General features: G+C 45.1%; 22 protein-coding genes, 1 pseudogene and 2 riboswitches. Of the genes and pseudogenes, 5 read left to right on the forward strand and 18 right to left on the reverse strand.

Going from position 1 to position 21,213, the window contains the following annotated elements; all coding sequences use genetic code 11:
• Positions 1 to 260: 260 nt before the first annotated feature.
• The gene (pnuC, locus tag JJQ88_RS01835; protein WP_210364035.1) at positions 261 to 962 is read right to left on the reverse strand and encodes a nicotinamide riboside transporter PnuC; all 702 of its coding nucleotides are present in this window, start codon (positions 960 to 962) and stop codon (positions 261 to 263) included.
• A 140-nt stretch (positions 963 to 1,102) separates the two neighbouring features.
• Between pnuC and JJQ88_RS01840 the strand changes: the two genes are divergently transcribed.
• On the forward strand, positions 1,103 to 1,825 hold the full coding sequence (locus JJQ88_RS01840; RefSeq protein ID WP_210364036.1) for a DUF3784 domain-containing protein: 723 nt from the start codon (positions 1,103 to 1,105) through the stop codon (positions 1,823 to 1,825).
• Between the two features lie 52 nt (positions 1,826 to 1,877).
• On the opposite strand, the gene JJQ88_RS01845 is transcribed toward JJQ88_RS01840, so the two are convergent.
• A complete protein-coding gene (locus tag JJQ88_RS01845; protein ID WP_210364037.1) occupies positions 1,878 to 2,438 on the reverse strand; it encodes a maltose acetyltransferase domain-containing protein in 561 nt (186 codons plus the stop codon).
• A gap of 170 nt (positions 2,439 to 2,608) precedes the next feature.
• Here JJQ88_RS01845 and JJQ88_RS01850 point away from each other — a divergent pair, with 170 nt between their 5' ends.
• Positions 2,609 to 3,235 (forward strand): nitroreductase family protein, encoded by a 627-nt coding sequence (locus JJQ88_RS01850; RefSeq protein ID WP_210364038.1) that lies wholly within the window; start codon positions 2,609 to 2,611, stop codon positions 3,233 to 3,235.
• A gap of 32 nt (positions 3,236 to 3,267) precedes the next feature.
• Here the strand turns inward: JJQ88_RS01850 and JJQ88_RS01855 are convergent, their stop codons facing one another.
• From JJQ88_RS01855 to JJQ88_RS01890, 8 genes are all read right to left on the reverse strand, one after another.
• Positions 3,268 to 3,771 (reverse strand): P-loop NTPase family protein, encoded by a 504-nt coding sequence (locus tag JJQ88_RS01855; protein WP_210364039.1) that lies wholly within the window; start codon positions 3,769 to 3,771, stop codon positions 3,268 to 3,270.
• A 1,565-nt stretch (positions 3,772 to 5,336) separates the two neighbouring features.
• On the reverse strand, positions 5,337 to 6,191 hold the full coding sequence (locus JJQ88_RS01860; RefSeq protein WP_210364040.1) for an STAS domain-containing protein: 855 nt from the start codon (positions 6,189 to 6,191) through the stop codon (positions 5,337 to 5,339).
• Positions 6,192 to 6,393: 202 nt separating this feature from the next.
• Entirely contained in the window at positions 6,394 to 7,014 is a 621-nt protein-coding gene (locus tag JJQ88_RS01865; protein ID WP_210364041.1) for a protein kinase family protein, read from the reverse strand.
• A gap of 29 nt (positions 7,015 to 7,043) precedes the next feature.
• On the reverse strand, positions 7,044 to 7,433 hold the full coding sequence (locus JJQ88_RS01870) for a sporulation protein (protein ID WP_210364042.1): 390 nt from the start codon (positions 7,431 to 7,433) through the stop codon (positions 7,044 to 7,046).
• Positions 7,434 to 7,461: 28 nt separating this feature from the next.
• Positions 7,462 to 7,587, reverse strand: a complete 126-nt coding sequence (locus JJQ88_RS01875) for an FbpB family small basic protein (protein WP_349237086.1) — start codon at positions 7,585 to 7,587, stop codon at positions 7,462 to 7,464.
• A 505-nt stretch (positions 7,588 to 8,092) separates the two neighbouring features.
• Positions 8,093 to 8,938 (reverse strand): pirin family protein, encoded by an 846-nt coding sequence (locus JJQ88_RS01880; RefSeq protein ID WP_210364044.1) that lies wholly within the window; start codon positions 8,936 to 8,938, stop codon positions 8,093 to 8,095.
• A gap of 442 nt (positions 8,939 to 9,380) precedes the next feature.
• A complete protein-coding gene (locus JJQ88_RS01885; RefSeq protein WP_210364045.1) occupies positions 9,381 to 9,575 on the reverse strand; it encodes a hypothetical protein in 195 nt (64 codons plus the stop codon).
• Between the two features lie 16 nt (positions 9,576 to 9,591).
• Positions 9,592 to 9,744, reverse strand: coding sequence for a hypothetical protein (locus JJQ88_RS01890; RefSeq protein WP_210364046.1), 153 nt, complete (start codon positions 9,742 to 9,744; stop codon positions 9,592 to 9,594).
• Positions 9,745 to 9,866: 122 nt separating this feature from the next.
• Positions 9,867 to 9,911: riboswitch (PreQ1 riboswitch) on the forward strand.
• A gap of 6 nt (positions 9,912 to 9,917) precedes the next feature.
• Here JJQ88_RS01890 and JJQ88_RS01895 point away from each other — a divergent pair.
• Positions 9,918 to 10,403 (forward strand): QueT transporter family protein, encoded by a 486-nt coding sequence (locus JJQ88_RS01895; RefSeq protein ID WP_210364047.1) that lies wholly within the window; start codon positions 9,918 to 9,920, stop codon positions 10,401 to 10,403.
• A gap of 178 nt (positions 10,404 to 10,581) precedes the next feature.
• Here JJQ88_RS01895 and JJQ88_RS01900 read toward each other — a convergent pair whose 3' ends face one another.
• The 5 genes and pseudogenes from JJQ88_RS01900 to JJQ88_RS01920 all read right to left on the reverse strand — a co-directional run bounded on the left by JJQ88_RS01900 (position 10,582) and on the right by JJQ88_RS01920 (position 14,684).
• Positions 10,582 to 11,364: a lipid II flippase Amj family protein gene (locus JJQ88_RS01900; RefSeq protein WP_210364048.1), complete on the reverse strand. Its 783-nt coding sequence runs from the start codon at positions 11,362 to 11,364 to the stop codon at positions 10,582 to 10,584.
• Positions 11,365 to 11,590: 226 nt separating this feature from the next.
• Positions 11,591 to 12,172: a DUF4256 domain-containing protein gene (locus JJQ88_RS01905; RefSeq protein ID WP_210364049.1), complete on the reverse strand. Its 582-nt coding sequence runs from the start codon at positions 12,170 to 12,172 to the stop codon at positions 11,591 to 11,593.
• A gap of 638 nt (positions 12,173 to 12,810) precedes the next feature.
• Positions 12,811 to 13,323, reverse strand: a pseudogene (locus JJQ88_RS01910) (GrpB family protein).
• 135 nt (positions 13,324 to 13,458) lie between these two features.
• A complete protein-coding gene (locus JJQ88_RS01915) occupies positions 13,459 to 14,004 on the reverse strand; it encodes a hypothetical protein (RefSeq protein ID WP_349237087.1) in 546 nt (181 codons plus the stop codon).
• Positions 14,005 to 14,330: 326 nt separating this feature from the next.
• Positions 14,331 to 14,684, reverse strand: a complete 354-nt coding sequence (locus JJQ88_RS01920; protein ID WP_210364050.1) for a DUF5412 domain-containing protein — start codon at positions 14,682 to 14,684, stop codon at positions 14,331 to 14,333.
• 684 nt (positions 14,685 to 15,368) lie between these two features.
• Positions 15,369 to 15,470, forward strand: a riboswitch (purine riboswitch).
• A 138-nt stretch (positions 15,471 to 15,608) separates the two neighbouring features.
• Between JJQ88_RS01920 and JJQ88_RS01925 the strand changes: the two genes are divergently transcribed.
• Both JJQ88_RS01925 and JJQ88_RS01930 read left to right on the forward strand, forming a co-directional pair.
• Complete coding sequence (locus tag JJQ88_RS01925) at positions 15,609 to 16,211, forward strand: xanthine phosphoribosyltransferase (protein ID WP_210364051.1); 603 nt, start codon at positions 15,609 to 15,611, stop codon at positions 16,209 to 16,211.
• A complete protein-coding gene (locus JJQ88_RS01930; protein WP_210364052.1) occupies positions 16,208 to 17,518 on the forward strand; it encodes a nucleobase:cation symporter-2 family protein in 1,311 nt (436 codons plus the stop codon). Before JJQ88_RS01925 ends, JJQ88_RS01930 begins: the two co-directional genes overlap by 4 nt.
• 183 nt (positions 17,519 to 17,701) lie before the next feature.
• Here JJQ88_RS01930 and JJQ88_RS01935 read toward each other — a convergent pair whose 3' ends face one another.
• The 3 genes from JJQ88_RS01935 to nhaC all read right to left on the reverse strand — a co-directional run bounded on the left by JJQ88_RS01935 (position 17,702) and on the right by nhaC (position 21,065).
• Entirely contained in the window at positions 17,702 to 18,418 is a 717-nt protein-coding gene (locus JJQ88_RS01935) for a GNAT family N-acetyltransferase (RefSeq protein WP_210364053.1), read from the reverse strand.
• Positions 18,419 to 18,431: 13 nt separating this feature from the next.
• A complete protein-coding gene (locus tag JJQ88_RS01940) occupies positions 18,432 to 19,541 on the reverse strand; it encodes a mandelate racemase/muconate lactonizing enzyme family protein (protein WP_210364054.1) in 1,110 nt (369 codons plus the stop codon).
• A 99-nt stretch (positions 19,542 to 19,640) separates the two neighbouring features.
• Positions 19,641 to 21,065, reverse strand: a complete 1,425-nt coding sequence (nhaC, locus tag JJQ88_RS01945) for a Na+/H+ antiporter NhaC (protein ID WP_210364055.1) — start codon at positions 21,063 to 21,065, stop codon at positions 19,641 to 19,643.
• Positions 21,066 to 21,213 lie beyond the last annotated feature (148 nt).

Raw genomic sequence — 21,213 nt, forward strand, 5'->3', positions numbered from 1 at the left:
CAATCCAAAAAGATCACCCATCCAGGAGAGGGAAGCTGGCCATTCACTTGTACTGCGTCCGTGACGCCCGGATCTATTAGTCACCGGATATTCCTTTTAATTGGGTGTCTCCTTTTTCACCATCCAGCTAACCTCGCCCGACAAAAGCCAGGCACCCTCTTCAGGATGCCTGGCTTTTAAACAAGCAGTCTATAAACTTTTTCGCCTATCAAATGACCGCAGTTGATCGCGTTCAGGTTGCTCGCGATCCAAAAGCGGTATCACGCAGCCTCCTGTTCTTGAAGCCTGGACATCTTTGACCAGTTTATATAGCCGTAGATGGAGTTGACAAGGAAAGCTGACCACATGACAAGCATGGATAAATCATTCCCGCCTGTTGTGACGAGTGCCCCGATCCAAAGAATGATCGACAGGACATTGACTGAAATCCACAATGCCCACTGTTCAGCATACCTCTTCAGCATCAAGATTTGCGCAGAAATCGAGAGGATATTCGTCGCCGAGTCAATCCAGACACTCTTGCCGCCTAAATATTTCAGAAAGAATCCGTATGCGACAATTGAAATCGCCACCACTGCAAGCAGCTTGATCCAGCCCTGCGAGGAAAGGCGCTGTACAGGAATGTCCTCACCTTTTACACTTTCTGCATCCCTGATCTGGTTTTTTCTCCACATATACATTCCGATGAACTGGACAGGGAAATAAAATAGCCCGTTCAGCATCGCCTCCCCGTAAAGGCCATATGTATAGGCAATATAAGCATAGGTGGATGTTTGGACGATTCCAAAATAATAGTTTGATATTTTCCCTTTCGCGACAAGGACAACGCACAGCATCCCCGCGATCGAAGAGATAAGTCCAAGAAGCGAATCCTCCCAGGCAAAAAACAAATAAATATTGACTCCAGTAAAAATGATCAGCCAGCTCTTTTCAAAAGCTGTCCAGTCTCTCAAAAAATTCATTCTTTCACCCCTTGCTGTAATAATCAAGCCATACATTTTATTCAACACCGTTCCTGATTTTTCCTCCTCAAAATTATCTTGAATCCCTTTCTTCTGTTAAAACGTATATAATAGAAAAAGTTTGCACCGGAGGGTCTATCATGTGGTTTCTCATTGGCATCCAGCTGTTCCTGATCGCTCTTTTTTCCATCCTGGGGTGGGCAATCGTCAAGAAAAAGATATATGGCCTGATATCCAATTTCAATGGACGTTCCGATGAAGAACAACGCCAATTGATCGAGCTTGGCTATCCGCAGAGGGTCGGGAAGCTTCTGCTTGCGACTGCGGGCGGGATGGCGGCATTGCTTCCGCTCAGTTTCACTTCGTTCGATTACGCGATGGATATTCAGTTCGGTTTCATGATTGTATTCTTACTTGGAGGTCTTGTCTATCTGTCAAAATATGAAATACCGTCCAAACGGAAGCGCAGCTATATCGTAAGCTCGCTTATCGCGGCCGGGACCATCGGTTTTTTAGGGGTTTTAATATACGTGGGGTACCAGGATTTCGAACTTAAGACGCATGAGGACTCCTTTGAAATTACCGGCATGTATGGGGATGAGTGGAACTATTCAGAGATCGTAGCCGTCAACCTTCTCGATGAGATGCCAACCGTCACCTGGAAACAAGACGGCTTCGGCATGTCAACGATCGCAAAGGGGAGGTTCACAGTTGAGGAATACGGCACGAGCCTGTTGTTTGTCCATAAAGGGAACGCTCCTTATTTATATATCGAATTGAAGGATAAGAAAATCTTCATCAACAGCAAAAATCCCCTCCAGACAAAAGAATGGCAGGAAAAACTGACCAGGCACGGAAACTGAGAGGTGCCTGGCCCTGTATAGAAAAAACCACAGGACCAGGCACCTGGTATGTTCAAACTCCAATGCGTTTGATGATACGCGCTGGATTGCCGGCAATGACCACATGATCCGGTATGTTTTTGGTGACGACTGCTCCCGAAGCGATGACAACATTATGCCCGATTGCCACTCCTGGATTGATGATCGCCCTTCCGCCAATCCAGCAATTGTCGCCAACCGTTACAGGCTTGCCGAATTCCCGTCCAGCTATGCGTTCAAGCGGATCGATGGGATGGGTCGCTGTATAAATATGGACTCCCGGCCCCACAAAACAGTTTTCTCCGATCTTGACTTCACAGACATCGAGAATCACGCAATCAAAATTAGCAAAGAAATTGTCCCCGATATGAATGTTATACCCATAATCGCAGCGAAAGGACGGTTCAATGAAAGCCGTTCCTTCAACACTTCCGAAAAGCTCTTTGATCAGTTCCTGCCGCCTCCCACTTTCTGTTTCTTTCGTCTGATTGTAAAGCCTCGTCAATCTTCTCGCATTTTCCCGTTCCTTAACAAGCTCCAGATCAGCAGCAAGATACAACTCCCCAGCTAGCATTTTCTGTTTTTCCGTCTTCACTTTCCAGCCCTCCAGACCATGTTTGAATTTCACATAGGACAATCATGTCAAATTCCCTTACAAATTTCCACTTCCTACTTGAAGCACCTAATTTGACATCTGTGGTTACGAATAGTAAGCTACTTAATGCTTACTATTTGTAAGTGAATTTATTTTTGGAGGGGAAATCAATGACAGCATCTGAGAAAAGCTTATCCACAGTCATCCGAGAGCGTCATTCTGTCAGAAAGTATGATCCAGATTTTAAAATTTCCAGAGAGGAAATTGCAGATATCCTAAAAGAAGCAACCCTGGCGCCATCATCAAGCAACCTGCAGCCATGGAAATTCATTGTCATCCAGGACCAGGAAACAAAAAAAGAGTTGAGAGGCATCGCGAACAACCAGGAGCAGGTTGAAACGTCATCTGCTGTCATCGCTGTCCTTGGTGACAAGGAAATGTACAGGAATGTTGATAAAGTCTATCGCAGCGCATTTGAAGCAGGCTATATCGATGAAGCGAACATGAACCGAATCATCGAAGGGACGAATAAGCTGTATCCCGCTGCCCCTGAAGAAGCGAGAGCAAACATCGCTTCATTTGACGCCGGCCTCATTTCCATGCAGCTCTTGCTGATTGCCAAAGCTCGAGGATATGACACCGTTACGATGGGTGGCTTTGATAAACAAAAGTTCGCAGAGCGGTTCAACGTGGACGGGCGCTATATGCCGATCGTCCTGATCGCACTTGGAAAAGCTGCAGCGCCGCCGTTCCAGACTACACGCCTACCGCTAGAAGAAATTGTGGAATTTATATAGAAGCTGTTAGGGGCCGGCGCCTGCCGGCCATTTTATTTTAAAGCCAGGAACTCTTCGATATGACTGTTATCTTTAACAATGACCAGCTTATCCTCATATCGTTTAAGAAGCTCCATGATTTCCGCCCTGTTTTCAACTTCAAAATTCCGGTTCCAGGCAAACATCTTCCTGAGGATTCCGAATGTCGGTTCATAATTGGCTTTTTCCAATCCAAGCTTTTGTAAAATAAATCTTTTGATGATCCTGTTCGTCCTTCTTCTAAATGGAGGATCAAGGAGGATGATCAGGTCGGCGTTCCTGAAGCTTTGCCCTACCCATCCATAATGGACCCCTTCTACAATCCAGGTAGGTGAATCGATGATGCTTCCCAAGTGTTTATCCCTCTCTTGTTCACTTCTTCTGACATCCCCAGTGGAGCTCCTTTTCCAGACAACATTATCCAGTTCATAGCAGGGGATGTCCATCCTTTTTGAAAAGATTCTCGCCAAGGTCGTCTTGCCACTTCCAACTGATCCAATTATATGGATTTTTTTCATTTTGATCACCAATGTTCTTTTTTCGCTTTCCAGTCCAAAAACCCTTTTAAATTGGCAATGATTCGTTGAAAAGCAAGCAAAAATTTCACTGATCTCTTCGAATCAGCGTTCGAAGATATACCAGTGGAGCGCGGGCAGTTCAAAGAACAAAAAAGTGAACTCGCCTCGATATGGGGGTTACGATTTAACCTCGCAAAAAAATTCTCTGCACAGCCCAACTTACCAAAAGAAAAGCACAGTGAACGATTAAAACCGCTCTTTGTGCCTTTTTTATGTAAAACTTCTGATTGTCCACTTTTTTTCCGATATCCTTAAATGTATCACTAATTCAGTCGTTAAAATTGTTAAAGGAATCCTTCGTTCTAATCAACCACGCTTTGTTGGGCAGACAAGGTTCGAAATCCGGCGCCTTCCAAGCTCAACCTCCATCACAAGGAGCCAATGGATGGCTATGGTGACTAGAGGCTTGAATTATTTTCACGCGGCAAACATCTCGTTCCCTAAGTGGTTCCCGGGAAAGCCAAAAGGTAACGCAAAGACGGCTCTCGTGACCTAACGGGGTCCCAGGAGAGTCAAAAGGTAACGCAAGAGTGAAATGCACTCCCTTTGGAGGTGCTGTGAGTAGTAAAAGGTACTGCAAGCGCGGTATGCGCTCCCTTTGGAGGTGCTCGGAGTGGTAAAAGGTACTGCAAGCGCGGGATGCACTCCCTTTGGAGGTGCTCGGAGTGGTAAAAGGTAACGCAAGTGCGGGATGCACTCCCTTTGGGGCTGTCGGGAGAGCCGAAAGGTAACGCAAGTGCGCTATGCACTCCCTTTGGGGCCGTCGGGAGTGCCGAAAAGTAACGCAAGTGCGCTATGCACTCCCTTTGGGGCCGTCGGGAGAGCCGAAAGGTAACGCAAGTGCGGGATGCACTCCCTTTGGGGCTGTCGGGAGAGCCGAAAGGTAACGCAAGTGCGCTATGCCACTCCCTTTGGGGCTGTCGGGAGAGCCGAAAGGTAACGCAAGTGCGCTATGCACTCCCTTTGGGGCTGTCGGGAGTGCCGAAAGGTAACGCAAGTGCGGGATGCACTCCCTTTGGGGCTGTCGGGAGAGCCGAAAGGTAACGCAAGTGCGCTATGCGCTCCCTTTGGGGCTGTCGGGAGAGCCGAAAGGTAACGCAAGTGCGCTATGCACTCCCTTTGGGGCTGTCGGGAGTGCCGAAAGGTAACGCAAGTGCGCTATGCGCTCCCTTTGGAGGTGCTCGGAGTGGTAAAAAGTAACGCAAGTGCGGGATGCACTCCCTTTGGGGCTGTCGGGAGAGACGAAAGGTAACGCAAAGGGGGCAAGCGCCCCTTTCAGCTCAGATAAGTGCTAGCAGGATGAGATCGCCACATCCTGCAGCCACGTCGGCACGATCACCGTATCCTTTGAAGAGCCTGCCAATGATGTCGTTTCTTTGACTTCTTCGAAGGACTGAGGTGTCTCGCAAGGCTAAGGGCTGGAGCGCTATCCACACCTAAAGAATTTAATAATTTCCTGGTAAACAAACAAAAAAGCCGCCGAAGCAGCTTTTCCTAACATTATTTTATCCTTGTTTGATTGCCTGGATTTCTTTGAATGCCTGATGGAGATTTGCTTTGACTGTGATACCGTCCAGGTTCAGTCCAAGCGAAACCATTGTATGTGCAACCTCTGGGCGGATCCCTGTCATGATTGTCTTGACCCCGACAAGGGACAGCGCGCTGATGACCTTGAACAGCTGGTCAGCTACCATAGTATCGACGATTGCTACTCCGGAAATATCAAAAATCAGATGCGTCAGTTTCAGGTTGACTGCATGTTCGAGTGTTTGTTCCATTAACAGCCGCGCCCTTTCGGTATCCACATTCCCAACCAGAGGCAGGACACCTACACCCGGCAGCAGAGGGACAACTGGGACAGAAAGCTCAAGAAGCGCGGTCTTCGCATGCTCGAGACTTTTTTCATGGGATTTCACGAACGTCAGGCTGAAACTGTAGATGGCATTGTCCATAAGGGAATCAATGACCGAAACGACATCCATGATGGTTACCGCAGCCATATTCTTTGACACGGCCTCTTCCTTGATTGCTTTCCAGATATGCTTACGGTAATACCTCATATCCTTTAATGCTTCATCAAGGGAAGTACCTAATTTGTATATGTACTCTCCTGTTTCTTCGCCCCATTGCGAAATCTTATCAATATTCTTTTCCTTTTCGGAATGATCGATCAGCGCTTCTCCGAACACTCTGATAAAATCCGAGCGGATTTCAAGGATGTCTTCTTCCTGTTTTTGCAGCTCGTACTTTTGGGCTTCGGTCAAATTTGCCGCTGAATATCGGTCATCATGTACAACCCTGGCAATCTCTTCTTTCCTATTAACAATCATTTCCCCTAATACTCTTAATTCAGTGTTCATAAAAAATTCCTCCGAGGTCTTAGCGTTTTCACTGCAAACAAACCACCATGAATCTATACTTCTTTTCCATTAACAGGATTCCATTGTTAATACCAATCATAACGCAGAATAAGAGCATGAAACAAGTTTTTTAGCCTTGGAAGGAATTCGTTCTTTTTTGCGGGTATTCCCTCTTGATCGAAGGATGCTTCCATCAGGCATCCTAGTGTAAACTAATGGATGGAAGCATCCCTTTTTTATAAAAATAGGCAATAAGATTAATGAGCCGTTCCGGTATTTTCTTTGGAAAAAGCTTTCGATTGTAAAGTTTATAGAAGGCCGCCTTCAGATCATCCCATTGCGAACACTTCTTTTTCTGGCGAAAGCGGGCAACATCTATCAGTCTCACTTTTCCTCCAGGAGTGACAATGATATTCCTTAAGTGGATGTCTGAAGGGTTGAGCCCTCTATCCCTTGCCAGCCGGAGAGCAAGGTCTACTTCCCTGATTTGCCGGCTCGAAATCGGAATTCCCTCTGTCAGACAATCAAACAAAGTCTTTCCACTTACGTAATCGATCACCAGAAAGTTCTTTCCAGAGCCATACAACTTCGGATAGAATGGATTCCTCATCAACCGGGCATACACTTCTGCCTCTTCTTTCGCAATCCGCTCAAATGGAGGATAGAACACCTTCAGCACTTTATCCGTTCCCTTGATCCTGAAGGCGAAAGCGCTCCTTCCTTCGCCAACTAACTCAAGGCAAGGGTCCATCCGATCCAGAATGAAGTTATTCCCCTTCTTTTTGTAAATAACGCTTTTGGCTAATTCTTCATATTTTTTCACATCACTCAATCCTTTCCAAGCCAGGATTGTTAATGAACCACTCTGATCATATCCTCGTCCCAGCTCTCGACTCCTTGCTCAAATGTCAGCTTTGTCTTAAACCGATACGAAAGGTTCCTCGTGGAGACAGGCACATCCTCAGGCAACTGAAAGGAAAAAGGCACTTTGTCCGCTCCCTCGGACCGGATTCTCGTTTCAATTTGGATCCTTGCTGTATCAATGATTTCCTCAGCTCCTGATTTTTCATCCAACAACACAAGGTCACAGTCTATTTGCTTCAGTTCCTGGTCGATCGTGCCGCCTTTTATCAGAAAATATCCTGTTACCGCTTCCCCCGGCTTATAAACATCCTTCTTCAAGATCAGGTCGATTTGCGCTGATCCAACACCCATCAACGACATATACTTCCTTAATAACATGCGTCTGCCTCCATCTAAATGTATTGCCTTAACCTTTTGGCTTGGAGTGTTTCGCTTCCAATCTCCTATCAATTTTTTCAAGTGCCTGTTTGTCCCTTAATAACTCTTCCCTATTCTTTTTCACTAAATCTGAAAATCTCCATTGTTTTTTCACGATATTCACACTCCACTTTCTAAATTGTATGTCCATCCTATTTAAAATGCCTGTGCGGAAGGCATGGTCCCTCAACCGAGTTGTGTCGATCCAGCAAATTCCATGCCTGATCGTCCTGCCTTTTAAATGGGTCTGCTTATGTCAATCGCGTCCTGAGCCCAACTCTTTTCTCCTCACTAATTTTGTTCAAGAAAAAAACCTTCACCGGATATGGTGAAGGTTTGCAAACAAATAAAGACCTTCACCGAATTGGCAAAGGTCTTGCTAACAACATCCGTTGCCAACAAGGCCGGGAGGAAATCTCCGTAATGACGACCCTGTTGTAAAAGCTACTCCCCTTTAGGAGAATCATTCAAATATTTAAAGTTATCATACACGCATACGCACATAAATGTCAACTTGGATGCTTATTAATACGACCATGTTTCAATCTTATATTCCTCTGTCTTTCAGGTTGTTTCAGACAGCAGGAAATCCGGAAATAGCCAATTATTCTTTCAAATGGTCATTTCACTTCCCTGCCGAATTTCCCTTCATGATAATCCCTGTACGCCTGGCGTATTTCCTCCATGGAATTCATAACGAACGGTCCATACGCCACCACTTCTTCCTCGATTGGCTTACCGGAGTATACAAGGACTCTCGAGCGTTTCACCGCTTTCAGCCGGAGTTCGCTTTTGCCCTCAGCTTCCCGGGAAAAAGTGAGCATCGCTGCTGTCGATTTTTTTACAATCGTCCTGCTGCTTCCGGCTTCCAGTTCCCCTGAAAGAACATATAAAAAAGCATTATGGTCAGCAGGAAGCTCATAGGAAAAGGCAGTCCCTTCCATCAATTTAATCTCGGAGAGGGTGAATGGCACCAATGGTTCGAGCGGACCTTCCAGTCCAGCAGTCTCACCAGAATACACCTTTATTTGTCCGCCTTGAAACTGGGATACAGGCGCCGATTCGGAATAAACATTTTGATAGGAAGCAGAGGTGGATTTCAATTCCTTAGGCAGATTCAGCCACAGTTGAAGGGTATGAGCGATATCGTCATCCTTCGCTTCCTCGGCATGCCGTGCACCGGATCCCGCGTTCATATATTGTATATCCCCGGACTCAAGTATGCTGTGTCCGCCATGATTATCAATGTGTTCCAGCCTTCCATCAATCACATAGGTGATCGTCTGGAACCCGCGATGAGGATGATCCCCAAAGGTACCGCGCTTGAACCAGTCTTCTGCCATCATGACAAATGGATCCAGTTCCCTCCACCGCCTGGAATCCAATACCAACCCTACCTGGACATGAGGGAACTCTTTTTCTTCGTAATCAACAAACCAGTGGTCTTTTATATCCCGTTGCAACATTCGCCATTCTCCTTTTTCATCTCTTTCTTCCAATATAGAGCAAATGGGATGACACGCCAAGAATTTGGGACTCTGCCGTTCTTTCCTTTAAAAATTGAGAATAGCCACCATTTCCTGATTTCCCTTTTTCCTCCAATAATTCAAATGCTCATCCGTCAGGAAGGCTTCGACGTTTGAACCAATCAGTTCGAGGCTTTCAATCCACTTGCCCCCATAAACGGTTTGATTTCTTTCATCTAAGCAAAATAAGCTCTTGCCACATGGTCAAATCGCCCTGTCCACGAAAATTCCAGCGTGGTTACCATATTGTCGTTCGGCCGCCAGTTTCCTTGATCCATCAATGAAGTAAAACATGCTTCATTCTTGGCATAAAAGTCATAAAGACGATGCCACCTTTTTTGTGGCCCTGTTCAGTTCCCCTAAGAGCCTGCCGCGGTCATTTTCATCCTGCAACCGATAGATCGGGCCCCAGCACCAATGCAGCGTCAAACTGCTCATCCAGCAGCATGGACAGATCCCTTGCATCCGGTGAGTGAAAACCGTTGAATTGGTTTGTCAGTCCTATCCACTCCGCCTTTGCTTCTGCGATTTCAATCGGTGCTGGGGCCAAGTCAGTGGGTGATACGGGAGCCTTCAAGTGCGAGCCTCATTGCTTAATTCCCTGGACCGGCCCCGTTGTCGAGAATGTGTCCATCTTCACGAAGGTGCCTTTTTATATACTGCCAATTCACCTCAAATTCAATCGGCTCCCAGTCGAGCCCCCCATTCGTCAAACTCGATGTAGTAATCAATGATCCGTTCCACAAAAGCCACTCCTAGCCATATTTTTGCACAATTCTTCTCTTTCATTCCAGCTATTCCCTATTGGAAAGATACTCTTCCTATCGCGGTTATTATCCTGTATAATATTAAAATTGGCCATATAATATCGAACGTGGTTCGCAACCATCCCACGATAAAAAACTAGGAGAGATGAAAAATGAATACGAAAACAATGATCCGGAACGGGATCCTCGCGGCTCTATACATTGCCGTTTCCGCACTTATCCAGCCGTTTGGCTTCACGAATGTCCAATTCCGTGTATCGGAAATGTTCAATCACCTGATTGTCTTCAATAAAAAGTACTTTTACGGAATCATCCTTGGCGTGTTTTTAACGAATTTATTATTCTCGCCAATGAAAGCTTATGATCTAATCTTTGGGGTCGGCCAATCCGTCCTATCCCTCCTGATTACGATTTATACAGCTCGATACATCAAAAGCATATTAACAAGGATGATTGTCAATACATTGGTTTTCACCTTCACGATGTTCCTGATTGCCATTGAATTGAAACTTGCGTTCGGGTTCCCTTTCTTGTTCACGTGGCTGACGACTGCAGCAGGTGAACTTACGGTCATGGCAGTGGGCATCCCTGTCATCCTTGCCATCCACAGACGCTTCAATCTCGAAAAAATGGTGTAGCGACATGGGCATGACTGTGCCGATGGCAACGCAGATTCGCAATCGGCAACAGACTCAAATTGCCCATGAATTTCCGGACTGATTCGCATCAGAGGTCTACACAGAATGCTTAAGAGGCTGTCCCAAAAGTATAACTTTTGGGGCTTCTTTTTTGTCTTGTAAAATAATACGTTGATTGCTATTTATAAAAACTGGCTATGATCATTGCCGCCGGGTAAATGAGGATTTGACCAATGAGAGTTCCGAAAAGCTTGGTTCCGATCAATAGGATCACAAGTGCTTTTACATCCCCGTACGGCCGTTTATTTCTTAAAGCTTGATCGGTAATGATAGCAGACTGGGGATCTACCAATAATGTCAACAGAATGGTTGCTACCCCATTAATCATTCCGGATGAAGCCGAAGCTGATAAACGGAACTCCTCGTCTACAAAGAATGCAGCATAATAAGCTGAAATAACCCCTACTGTATATATAGCTGTAATCATTGTGTTTAGAATCAATAGCCTCTTGGGGATTTCCCTGTATCTTAACCTGTGAATCATTCTTTTCTGCGGTTTTTTTGTATTTTTCACCATACGCTTTATATTCGCAATGCTCAGGGCTTCAACTACAATGGAAGGAACTGAGCCTTTTATTTCAAGCCTATCAACTGCTTTAGGAAATAATCGAAGAAAAGTTGGAATGAACAGGATTCCAATAAGTGTCCCAATTGTCGCGGATAATATTACCAACCTGACTTCTTTTATTGGATCTGCCTGGCTGGCAATGCTTAAGCCTATAAGCGCACCGATTAAGGGCGCTTGAAACATATTGGCTGTCCTTGAAACCAGAACAAATATATTAAACAAGGACATGGAAAGTGCGAACTTTCCACTCTTAACAGAATTTAACCTGACAGAATAAGCAAGTGTATCAATAAAATGAATGACGAATGTCAGGCTCATTAGACTCAGGAGCATAGGATTCACCTTTCAAAAGATACCTTTATTTCTTTTTCTCTGAACTTGTTTGTATGGTATTTCCTCAAAAATCCCCAAAACTTCCTTTATGGGACAAAAAATGCCTAATCCCAAGCATACCAGGGGTTTAGACATTCAATAAGCAAATCCGTAAAGTTCCCAGAATTTTATTACTTAAAAGCCTTCACCATGGATTCGTTCTAAATACAAACCACCTTGGCAAGATTCAGACCCTTAGCGAGCCACGGAATCCCCTTGCAGCATAGTAGGATTCTGCCCCATTATGGTACACGAAGACAGTGCCATAGCGACGGTCACAAAAGAGGGCACCTCCAAGTTCCCTAATATGATCGGGTGTCTTCACCCAGCTTGATGTTTTCGTATCGAAATTACCAAGCTTCTGCAGCTCCCGGTATTGTTCTTCCGTTAATATCTCAACCCCAATGGCAGCTGCCAGATCAATAGCATTATTTTCTGGTTTATGCTTTTTCCTTGACTCCAGCGCATCATGGTCATAACAAACACTTCTGCGACCTTTTGGGCTTTCCGCCGCGCAGTCATAAAAAATGTATTCATCCGTCTCTTTATCATATCCAACAACATCCGGTTCACCGCCGGTTCTTTCCATTTCAAAAAGCGACCACAGTTTTTCAATAGCAGCTTCAAGTTTTGCTTGGACTTCAGTCCATTCAATTCCCTTATGGCGGTTGATGTTCTTCTCAAAACGGGCTTTCAAAACTCTGAATAATTCCTCACGCTGCTCTTGTGGCAATTCCCTATCCTTGCTGATGTTCTCATTCTTTGTCATCCTGGTTCCCCTCACTTTTAATGATTTATAAATGGTCCCTGTTTGGGATATGTGCCTGAATGCTGAAAAATCCACCTTATTCCTGAATGGGAATTAATAGGAAAAACAGCTTGTTGAACGGATTGCTAGTACAAACATCATCATACTGTAAGGTATGACGTTTTTTTCAAGGCCGTTTTCGTAAATTTTGTTGTTTTTTAATGAATAGTTGATTCACACTCCAGGCTGCTCACTTTCCTCGTGGCGTGAGTTGAGCCTCATCGGCGTAAAAGCGCCTGGGGGGCAACTTTCCCGCTGATCCTGCCGGAGTTTCGCACCTTCCGTTCGAATCAATCTTTGCGAAAACTTTTTGTGTTTCTTGAAATTGATTCAGAGAGCAACGATCTTTTAGAGAACAGCCTTTATCAAAGATCTATCCGCAGATCATCTTTACTTCCTATAATTTTTGTTTTATTGACAATAACCATTTTTTCAATCAGGCTTTTTTGTACAACTTAAGATTTCAACACTCTCCTCTCAATCTCCTCTTTATTCCAGAATCCGGACCTGGAAAAGGACGTGTTACTCAATCATCACGCCCATTTTTTAAAAAAATATATTTATTTTTCCTCGACGAATCAATGTTTTCTTGCTAGATATCATTTGTACATTCTATCAATGACAGACTTGACGAAGTCAGTCTTGGCTTCAGCATATTTATATTTATTGCCCCTACTTGCTGACGCCAATTCTTGCTTTAGTTTTTTATATTGATTTCTTGCGGTTTCATTTCCCCTTAAAATATCCCTGAAATTCAATTGTTCAAGCAAAAAACTATTGTCGCGTTGATACATATGTATTTGATGGGTTCTCGGCTCTCCTTTGTTAAAGTATTGTCTTTCCGGCAATACATTTATTCCTTTGTAAGAGTACCCCAGTTCCTCTAAAGGCTTCACACATTGATGCCCATCCTCAAAATCATTCAGTTCAATGGCAATGTCGATGATTGGCTTCGCACTTAAGTTCTTTACCGATGTGCTTCCAATATGGTGAACATCTACTATATAATTGCCAATTGCGGCTTATATCCTCTTTTTCTCCAAAAGAAAATCCTTTTCCCATTCAGTTGTCCAAGGAACTAAAAATACCTCACCTTTCGGTAATCCCAGCATCTCCTTCACCCCCGTAAATCTAATTCTCTATGATTAAATTCGTTTTCTTTTTATATTGAACTCCGCGATTTTTCCAACAACTTATTCACTTATTTCCTTTACTTAGGGTCATATTGTTCCCAACTGAGAATGCTCCTACATATATTTTTTTAATACGTCAACTACTATTTCTTTGTTATATCCAGTTTTCTGGTTAATTTTTTCTGCCCATCCCTCTGTTGTCTCTATTTTTGGCTCTATGAATAAACCTTTATTTGTACTAAGAAAGCTTTCCCAATTGTTAAATTCCCAAAGCGCAATTTCCGAATCAAAGAGTATCCTACATTCTAATAAAGGGCGTTTAATTAAATTTTGGGAATGCTCCGCAGCCTTTAAAAACTTATCCATCTCTATCGGCGTTCCATTAAAACTCTGTTTTGATCTTTTGCCATTGGGCCTATGATAAATAATTTCCGTGGCATTAAAATGATTCAGAACTTGTACCTCCGCTGCCGGAAAAAAACCGCTCAATTTTTCATTTGTGTAGTCTCCATCATCTGTATCGATTAAAATTGAGTTTAACCATTGATCTCCCAAATCACAAAAATATCGATTGCCACTTTCATTTATGGCTACTACTGCAACGTGAGCATCTTCCGTATTCAAATTGTGACCAATGGGATAAGCTTCTATTCCATCCATCCTTATTAAATTCATCAAGTAACCAAAGCGCTAAGTCAAAACAATTACCTGACATACCATATTGTTCTCTATGTTCCTGCATAAGTGTTACATCTCGTTGTTTTTTACCATTGGCTTTATCATAAAACCAAACTTTCGTTAATGTCTCCATAGGAAAAGCATTAAATTTTCTCCAAGTCTTTAGAATACTTTCTGGTGCAAACATATGAACACCTACTTCCTCAATTTTCTAATCTGATTGCAGGAAATTTTGATCAAACTGCTATTTACGGTTAGTAGGAGCATCTCTTTTCTAAATTCTTCTGGAACCCCAACTCAATCAGTAATCAATCTCTTCTAAAATCAAAAGTTTCATTAGGCAGACTTAATTCGTGACCATTAATCCTGACTGTATTTTCATTAAGCCATACAATATACGCTTTTTCTTCATGATAGTTCCAATAAATATTCTTTGGCTTTTTGTTCTTCCTGTTAAAAATTAGTTCTCCACGAATGGCATAATCTGTTGTTGCTCCTCCGTTTGTAACATAGGCTCTTACTGTATATGCGCCACCTGGGGAGCTAACCTCATCGATTAGTTCCCCTTTAGGCAAACGGTCCAAATCAAAAAAAGCCCAATGAACCCCGTATCCGAATAATCCAAGTATCACGAATGGAATCACGAGTCGTTTCTTAATCATTTTTTTCCTCCTAAAAGCTCTCTTTTTAAAATTAGGCTGTGTTAAAGCTGAATGTTGTTTTTTAAAGAGTTGATTGGAACGGAAGGGACTGACTCCTCGAAAATGCTAATGCATTTCCTTCGTGCGTGGGCGAATTCGGCGGAGCCTTTCAGTGTCCTGCGGGATGCAGCGGCAAGGTGGAGACCCCGCAGGCGCCATTAGCGCCGGGGAGGTAGGGAAGCTGAAACGCTTTGGTCAGCCCCGACAAGCGCTGGCCGACTAAGACCGCCGCGTCCCACTAGGACGTCCTGTCGTCGAAGGGCCTGACAGTGAAGTCGCTCTTTGACTTCACTGGCAGGAGTGAAGCGACTCGAGGGGCTAAGCGCTGAAGCTGGACCAGCTCCACTGGCGCCCCGCGGAACGCATGTCCCTGGAGTGGAAATCAAGACCCAGGTTTAACAGAGCCTAAAATGAAAGAATCTGCCAACACCCTTTTCAAGGAAATGTTACACTTTTTTCCACAAAACGTCCATGCCAGATGGATTGATCCCACATTGTAGCGTTTATTAATAATACATGTTCCCTCACCCCAACAATTAGACAGCCGCCATCAGAATCACGAATATTCTAAACAATCTAAACCAATACAGTTCGGATTTACAAGTATTTTATATTGAAGAAATTCAAAATGGTGATATAATGACAATAAATTAAAATACATTCGCTCATATAATCGCAGGAATATGGCCTGCAAGTTTCTACCGGATTACCGTAAATGATCCGACTATGAGTGAGCAATGCAGGGGGCGGGGTTCTGCCCTCTGATTGCCTGCAGCTGATGCTTGATAGCCCAAAGGCCTTTGCTTCACTCGTTTTATGATGTGAATGCATGGCTTTTGGGCTTTTTTCGTTTAAAAACGCCCTCATATACAGAGGAGGAATAACATGGATTTGCTTATTGAAAAAATAAAAAACGAAGGGAGCGTCCTGTCTTCTTCGGTATTGAAGGTAGACTCTTTCCTGAATCACCAGATCGATCCGCAGCTGATGCATGAAATTGGAAAGGAATTTGCCGAACGCTTTGCCGGGTGCGGGATTACGAAGATCTTGACGATTGAATCATCCGGAATTGCTCCTGCTGTCATGGCCGGTCTTCAATTAAAGGTGCCAGTTGTTTTCGCCCGAAAAAGGAAATCGCTGACTCTCGTGGATGATTTGATTACAGCACCTGTCTACTCTTTTACCAAGAAAGAAACGAATGAAATTTCTGTTTCGAATAAGTATTTATCTGAAGACGATACGGTGCTGATCATTGACGACTTTCTCGCAAACGGACAAGCAGCGCTTGGCCTAGCAAAAATAGCGGAGAAGGCGCAGGCAGCAATAGCAGGAGTTGGCATTGTGATCGAAAAAGGGTTCCAGGATGGCGGAAGCCTCCTGCGGGACCAGGGCTACCGGGTAGAATCGTTAGCAATCATCAACTCCCTTGAAAAGGGTAAAGTCAGTTTTGGACATCCAACAGACAGAAAGGCGGAAAAAGCCCGATGAAACAGAATCCATTTAAAATCGCTTCATTAGGAATCCAGCATGTACTGGCAATGTACGCCGGGGCAGTGATTGTTCCTCTGATTGTCGGAGGGGCACTTGGACTGACAGGAAAACAGTTAACCTATTTAGTTTCAATTGATATCTTCATGTGCGGAATCGCCACCCTTCTGCAAGTGTGGCGCAACAAGTTTTTTGGGATCGGCCTTCCAGTCGTCCTAGGCTGTACATTCACTGCAGTAGGCCCTATGATTGCGATTGGCGGACAATATGGCATTTCTGCCATCTATGGCTCCATCCTGGTCTCCGGGATATTTGTAGTCGCAATTTCAAAATTCTTCGGGAAGCTTGTCAAGTTTTTCCCTCCAGTTGTTACGGGATCAGTCGTCACGATTATCGGGATCACTTTAATCCCAGTTGCGATGAACAATATGGCTGGAGGACAGGGAAGCCCGAATTTTGGTTCCCTTACAAACATTGGTCTTGCATTCGGGACATTGCTGTTCATCATTGTCCTGTTCCGTTTCTTTAAAGGATTCATTCGTTCCATCGCCATCCTGCTCGGTTTGGCCGCGGGAACGATCGTTGCTTATTTTATGGGAATGGTGGATCTTTCAGCTGTTAAAGAGGCTTCCTGGCTGCATATGCCTGCCCCATTCTACTTTGGCTTGCCAACTTTCGAAGTATCCGCCATCCTGACGATGATCCTGGTCGCCATGGTCAGTCTGGTAGAATCAACTGGTGTTTATTTTGCACTAGGGGATATTTGCGAAGAAAAGCTCGAAGAAAAAGATTTGGCAAATGGCTACCGCGCGGAAGGACTTGCGATTATCCTTGGAGCGATTTTCAATGCCTTTCCTTATACAACATATTCGCAAAATGTGGGGCTGCTCCAGCTTTCAGGAGTAAAGACTAAGAATGTCATCTATACAGCAGGGGCATTTCTGGTATTGCTGGGACTTGTACCGAAAATCGGCGCGTTGACTACCATCATCCCGACCCCGGTCCTTGGAGGGGCAATGGTCGCCATGTTTGGCATGGTAGTCGCTTATGGAATTAAAATGCTCAGTAAGGTAGAGTTCTCCTCACAGGAGAATCTATTGATCATCGCCTGCTCTGTTGGAATGGGGCTTGGCGTAACCGCAGTCCCGGAACTATTTTCCCAGATGCCATCCAGCATCCGGATACTGACAGATAACGGTATTGTGGCGGGAAGCCTGACGGCGATCGTCTTGAATCTCGTATTCAACGTTTTTAAAGGAAAAAAAAGGGTTCAGCATGCTTCATTCGCCGAGCAGAAGGTTTCTTGAATAGTTGTACTAAAATGAATCGAAAAACTTCTGAATCTCCTGGCTTTCAGGTGTAAATAAGGCATCTAGGTTCCCTTACACAAACATAAAAAATGGCATCGGGACAATCCCCATGCCATTTTTTCACTTACCATCCAGGTAAACGATCCGTTCCATTAAAAATTTTCCCAAAATATACAGCATTTAGCCTTCTTTTCTCAAGCCATAGTATACATGCCAGTTTCCATCGATGGGTTCCATCTGGAACCCCCGCCATCCGAGAGCGATTTTTTCCTGCTGCAAGGCCGTATCCTCCATCGGGATGGAGATGACTTCATCCCATGTCTGCATTTCTGGTCCTGCCAAATCCTTGACGAACACATACCTCAACATCCCGCCGTACTTTTCTTTCAATGCGGCAATTTCCATCCCCTGGTCGAACTTATCCTTAAGACTGGGAATATTGAAGGGGGCAACGGTGCAGCAGGCATACCGGTAGTCCCGCTCTTCCTTCTCCAATTCCTGCATGATCAGGATGGCAAGAGTCCGCTGGAGCTTATTCCCGCGATATTCCGGAAGGACGTTCGAAATTTCCTGGTAGATGACCTTCTCTAATAAGTCTTCTTCAATACCGATATCCCTGCCGAGATGCCCATCATCCACCTCAGGTACAAGCAATGCACGGAAAGCAACGAGACTGCTCCCCACAAAAGCGCCAATCATCAGTCCTCTTCCCTGGAGAATATCACGGAATTCTTCCTCAGCCAGTGGCTGCAGCACCTTCTTGTCACTGAGCAGCGATACTACCTTCCCTTGGACAGAGAGGATTCCCTCCAAATCCTCCATCCCCAGCCTCCGGACGATGTAATCCTGTTCAGCACCTTTGCCGTTCTTTATGATTCCTCCGTGCAAGACTTCCATCATGCATCCTCCTTTACCGGATAACTTCCTTGAAAACGGTCAATTCTTCAAGGTTTTTCTCGTCTACGTCGATGCCGAGACCCGGTTTCTCCGTCAATCTGATATAGGGAACATCATAACACAGATTCCCGACGTCCTTCGAAAATTTCAACGGACCTGTCAGCTCGACACTCGTAATGACCTTTTTAGAAAAGGCGACATGGAACCCGGCAGCCGAGCCGATGGACGACTCTACCATCGAACCGATCTGGCATTCCATCCCCGCCATTTCCGCCTGATGGGCCAGTTTGATTGCGGGGTGGATCCCCCCGCATTTCATCAGCTTGATGTTCACCTTGTCAGCAGCCCGCTTCATGATGACTTCCCGCATTTCCCGCATACTTTTCAATCCTTCATCCACCATCAGGGGGACATTCGTCTTTCCCTTGATTTCTGCAAGGGCATCGATATCATCCGCGGCCACAGGCTGCTCAATCCAATCAAGTCCATATTCCTTCAGCTTCTCCAGGGCGGATAACGCCGTGGAACTGTTCCTCCAGCCCTGATTGACATCAACCCGGATAGAAATATCCCTTCCGACACGGGCCCTGACAGCCTTGATCCTTTTTATATCCTCATCTGTTCTTGTGCCAACCTTCATCTTGAACGAACGATAGCCCTCCTTCACCCTCGCTGCTGCTTCCTCCGCCATTTTGTCCGGATCATCGATGCTCAGGACATGGGTGATTGGAAACTCCTTGTGATAGCGGCCACCGATCAACTGATAAACAGGCTGGCCCACCTTCTTTCCTAGAATATCGAAGCAGGCGATATCAATAGCGGCCTTTGCTGTCGGAGAACCATATAAGAGACCATCCATTTCATCGTGGATCCGTTCGATTTCAAGTGGATTCTTGCCAATCAATGCCGGGGCAAGCGTGTTCCTGATGATGTGAAATGTCCCCTCCCATGTTTCTCCTGTGACGTGTTCATCGGCTACGCCTTCCCCATAGCCTGAAATTCCTTCATCGGTTTCGATTTTCACTATGACTGATGGCATATCATGGTACGTTTCGTAGCTTACTATGAAAGGTTTATTTAGAGGCAGCCGGATTGCGTATAAATGGACCGCGGTAATTTTCATGATTAAGTCCTCCCCGTTCTTGATTATAGAAAACAGAAAAGGAAAGCCCCTGACAGTGGAGCTTCCCATGTCGCTTATAAAGCATAACAGATTTTTTCCCTATGATGCGCTTACTGTTGAATCGTCTCCATTATTCAATGCTCGCCTCTCCGTTTCTGACAGCTTTGTTATCGTGAAGCCTGTCAGCGCATATATGATCGACAGGATCGGAACGGCGAAATTAAAGACTGCATACGGAGCGTAATCGAATGCATGGACTCCGAGGGCGCCGAATATGAAGACGCCGCATGTATTCCAAGGAAAGAATACCGAGGTAAGCGTGCCCCCGTCCTCGAGAGCCCGGGAGAGATTCTTTGGATGCAGCCCTTTTTCACGGTAAACTTTCGAGTACATCCGTGAAGGAACAACAATCGAAATATACTGCTCCGAACAGGTGGCATTGGTCGCAAAACAGGATACAACTGTTGACGCCACCATCGATCCGGAAGTTTTCGCAAGCTTCAGGATTTGATTGACGATTGCATGAAGCATCCCTGTGTTCTCAAGGATTCCCCCGAAGGCCATTGCCACCATGGCCATTGAAACCGTATACATCATCGAATCAAGCCCGCCGCGATTGAACAGTTCGTCCACCATGTCATTACCGGTCTTTATCTCATATCCACTCTGCAACGCGGTTACTGCCCCTGCCAAGGACCCATCCTGGACGAACACCTGGGCAGCGAACCCTAGGGCTATTCCGGCAATAAGGGCGGGAATTGCTGGCACTTTTTTCGCAACGAGCAAAATTACCACAAGAGGTATGGCAAGAAGGAACGGAGAAATGACGAAGTTCTCCCCAAGCACTTTTATCGTTTGGCTGATGTCCGTGACATCGACACCTGCCTTACCAAAGTCCTTCCCAAGATACCAATACACCGCTAGAGCGATCGCCAGGCCAGGAATCGTTGTGTACAGCATGTGGCGGATATGTACGAATAAATCTGTTCCGGCCAGTCCTGAGGCAAGGTTAGTCGTATCGGAAAGCGGAGACATTTTATCTCCGAAGTAGGAACCTGAAATGACCGCACCGGCAATCATCGGAGCGGGAATCCCCATACTGAGGCCAATTCCCATTCCTGCTACACCAACCGTTCCCATCGTAGACCAGGAGCTTCCGATTGCCAATGAAACAATCGCGCAGATGACAGTGATCGATACAAGGAACATCGATGGAGTAATGATTTTCAATCCATAATAAATCATTGTGGCTACAACTCCACCGCCAATCCAGGAGCCGATTGTCAATCCGATCAGGATGATGATCAAAATGGCTGGCAGCGCAAGTCGGATCCCTTTGTACATAGCTTCTTCGATTTCTTTCCATGTATAGCCTGCCCGCCAGGCAATGATGGCTGCGACACATGTGCCGACAATCAACGGAATATGCGGGCCTTGCTCGAGTATGATAACCGTCACCCCCATGACAGCGACAAGCACTGCCATCGGAATGATGGCTAACTTGAATGACATTTCTTTCTTCATGCTTCCTCCCCTTTAATGTAAATTTTTACAAAATATTCTGAATTATAAGTGGATAATCAGGCAATTCTCTTTTTTTCAAGAGCCAATCACATTCTAGAACAGATTTACCCTCCACAGTGTTGATAGAAACCTCAAATGCCGATATTTT

It is taken from the genome of Bacillus sp. REN3 (assembly GCF_017912555.1).
GTDB lineage: Bacteria > Bacillota > Bacilli > Bacillales > Cytobacillaceae > Mesobacillus.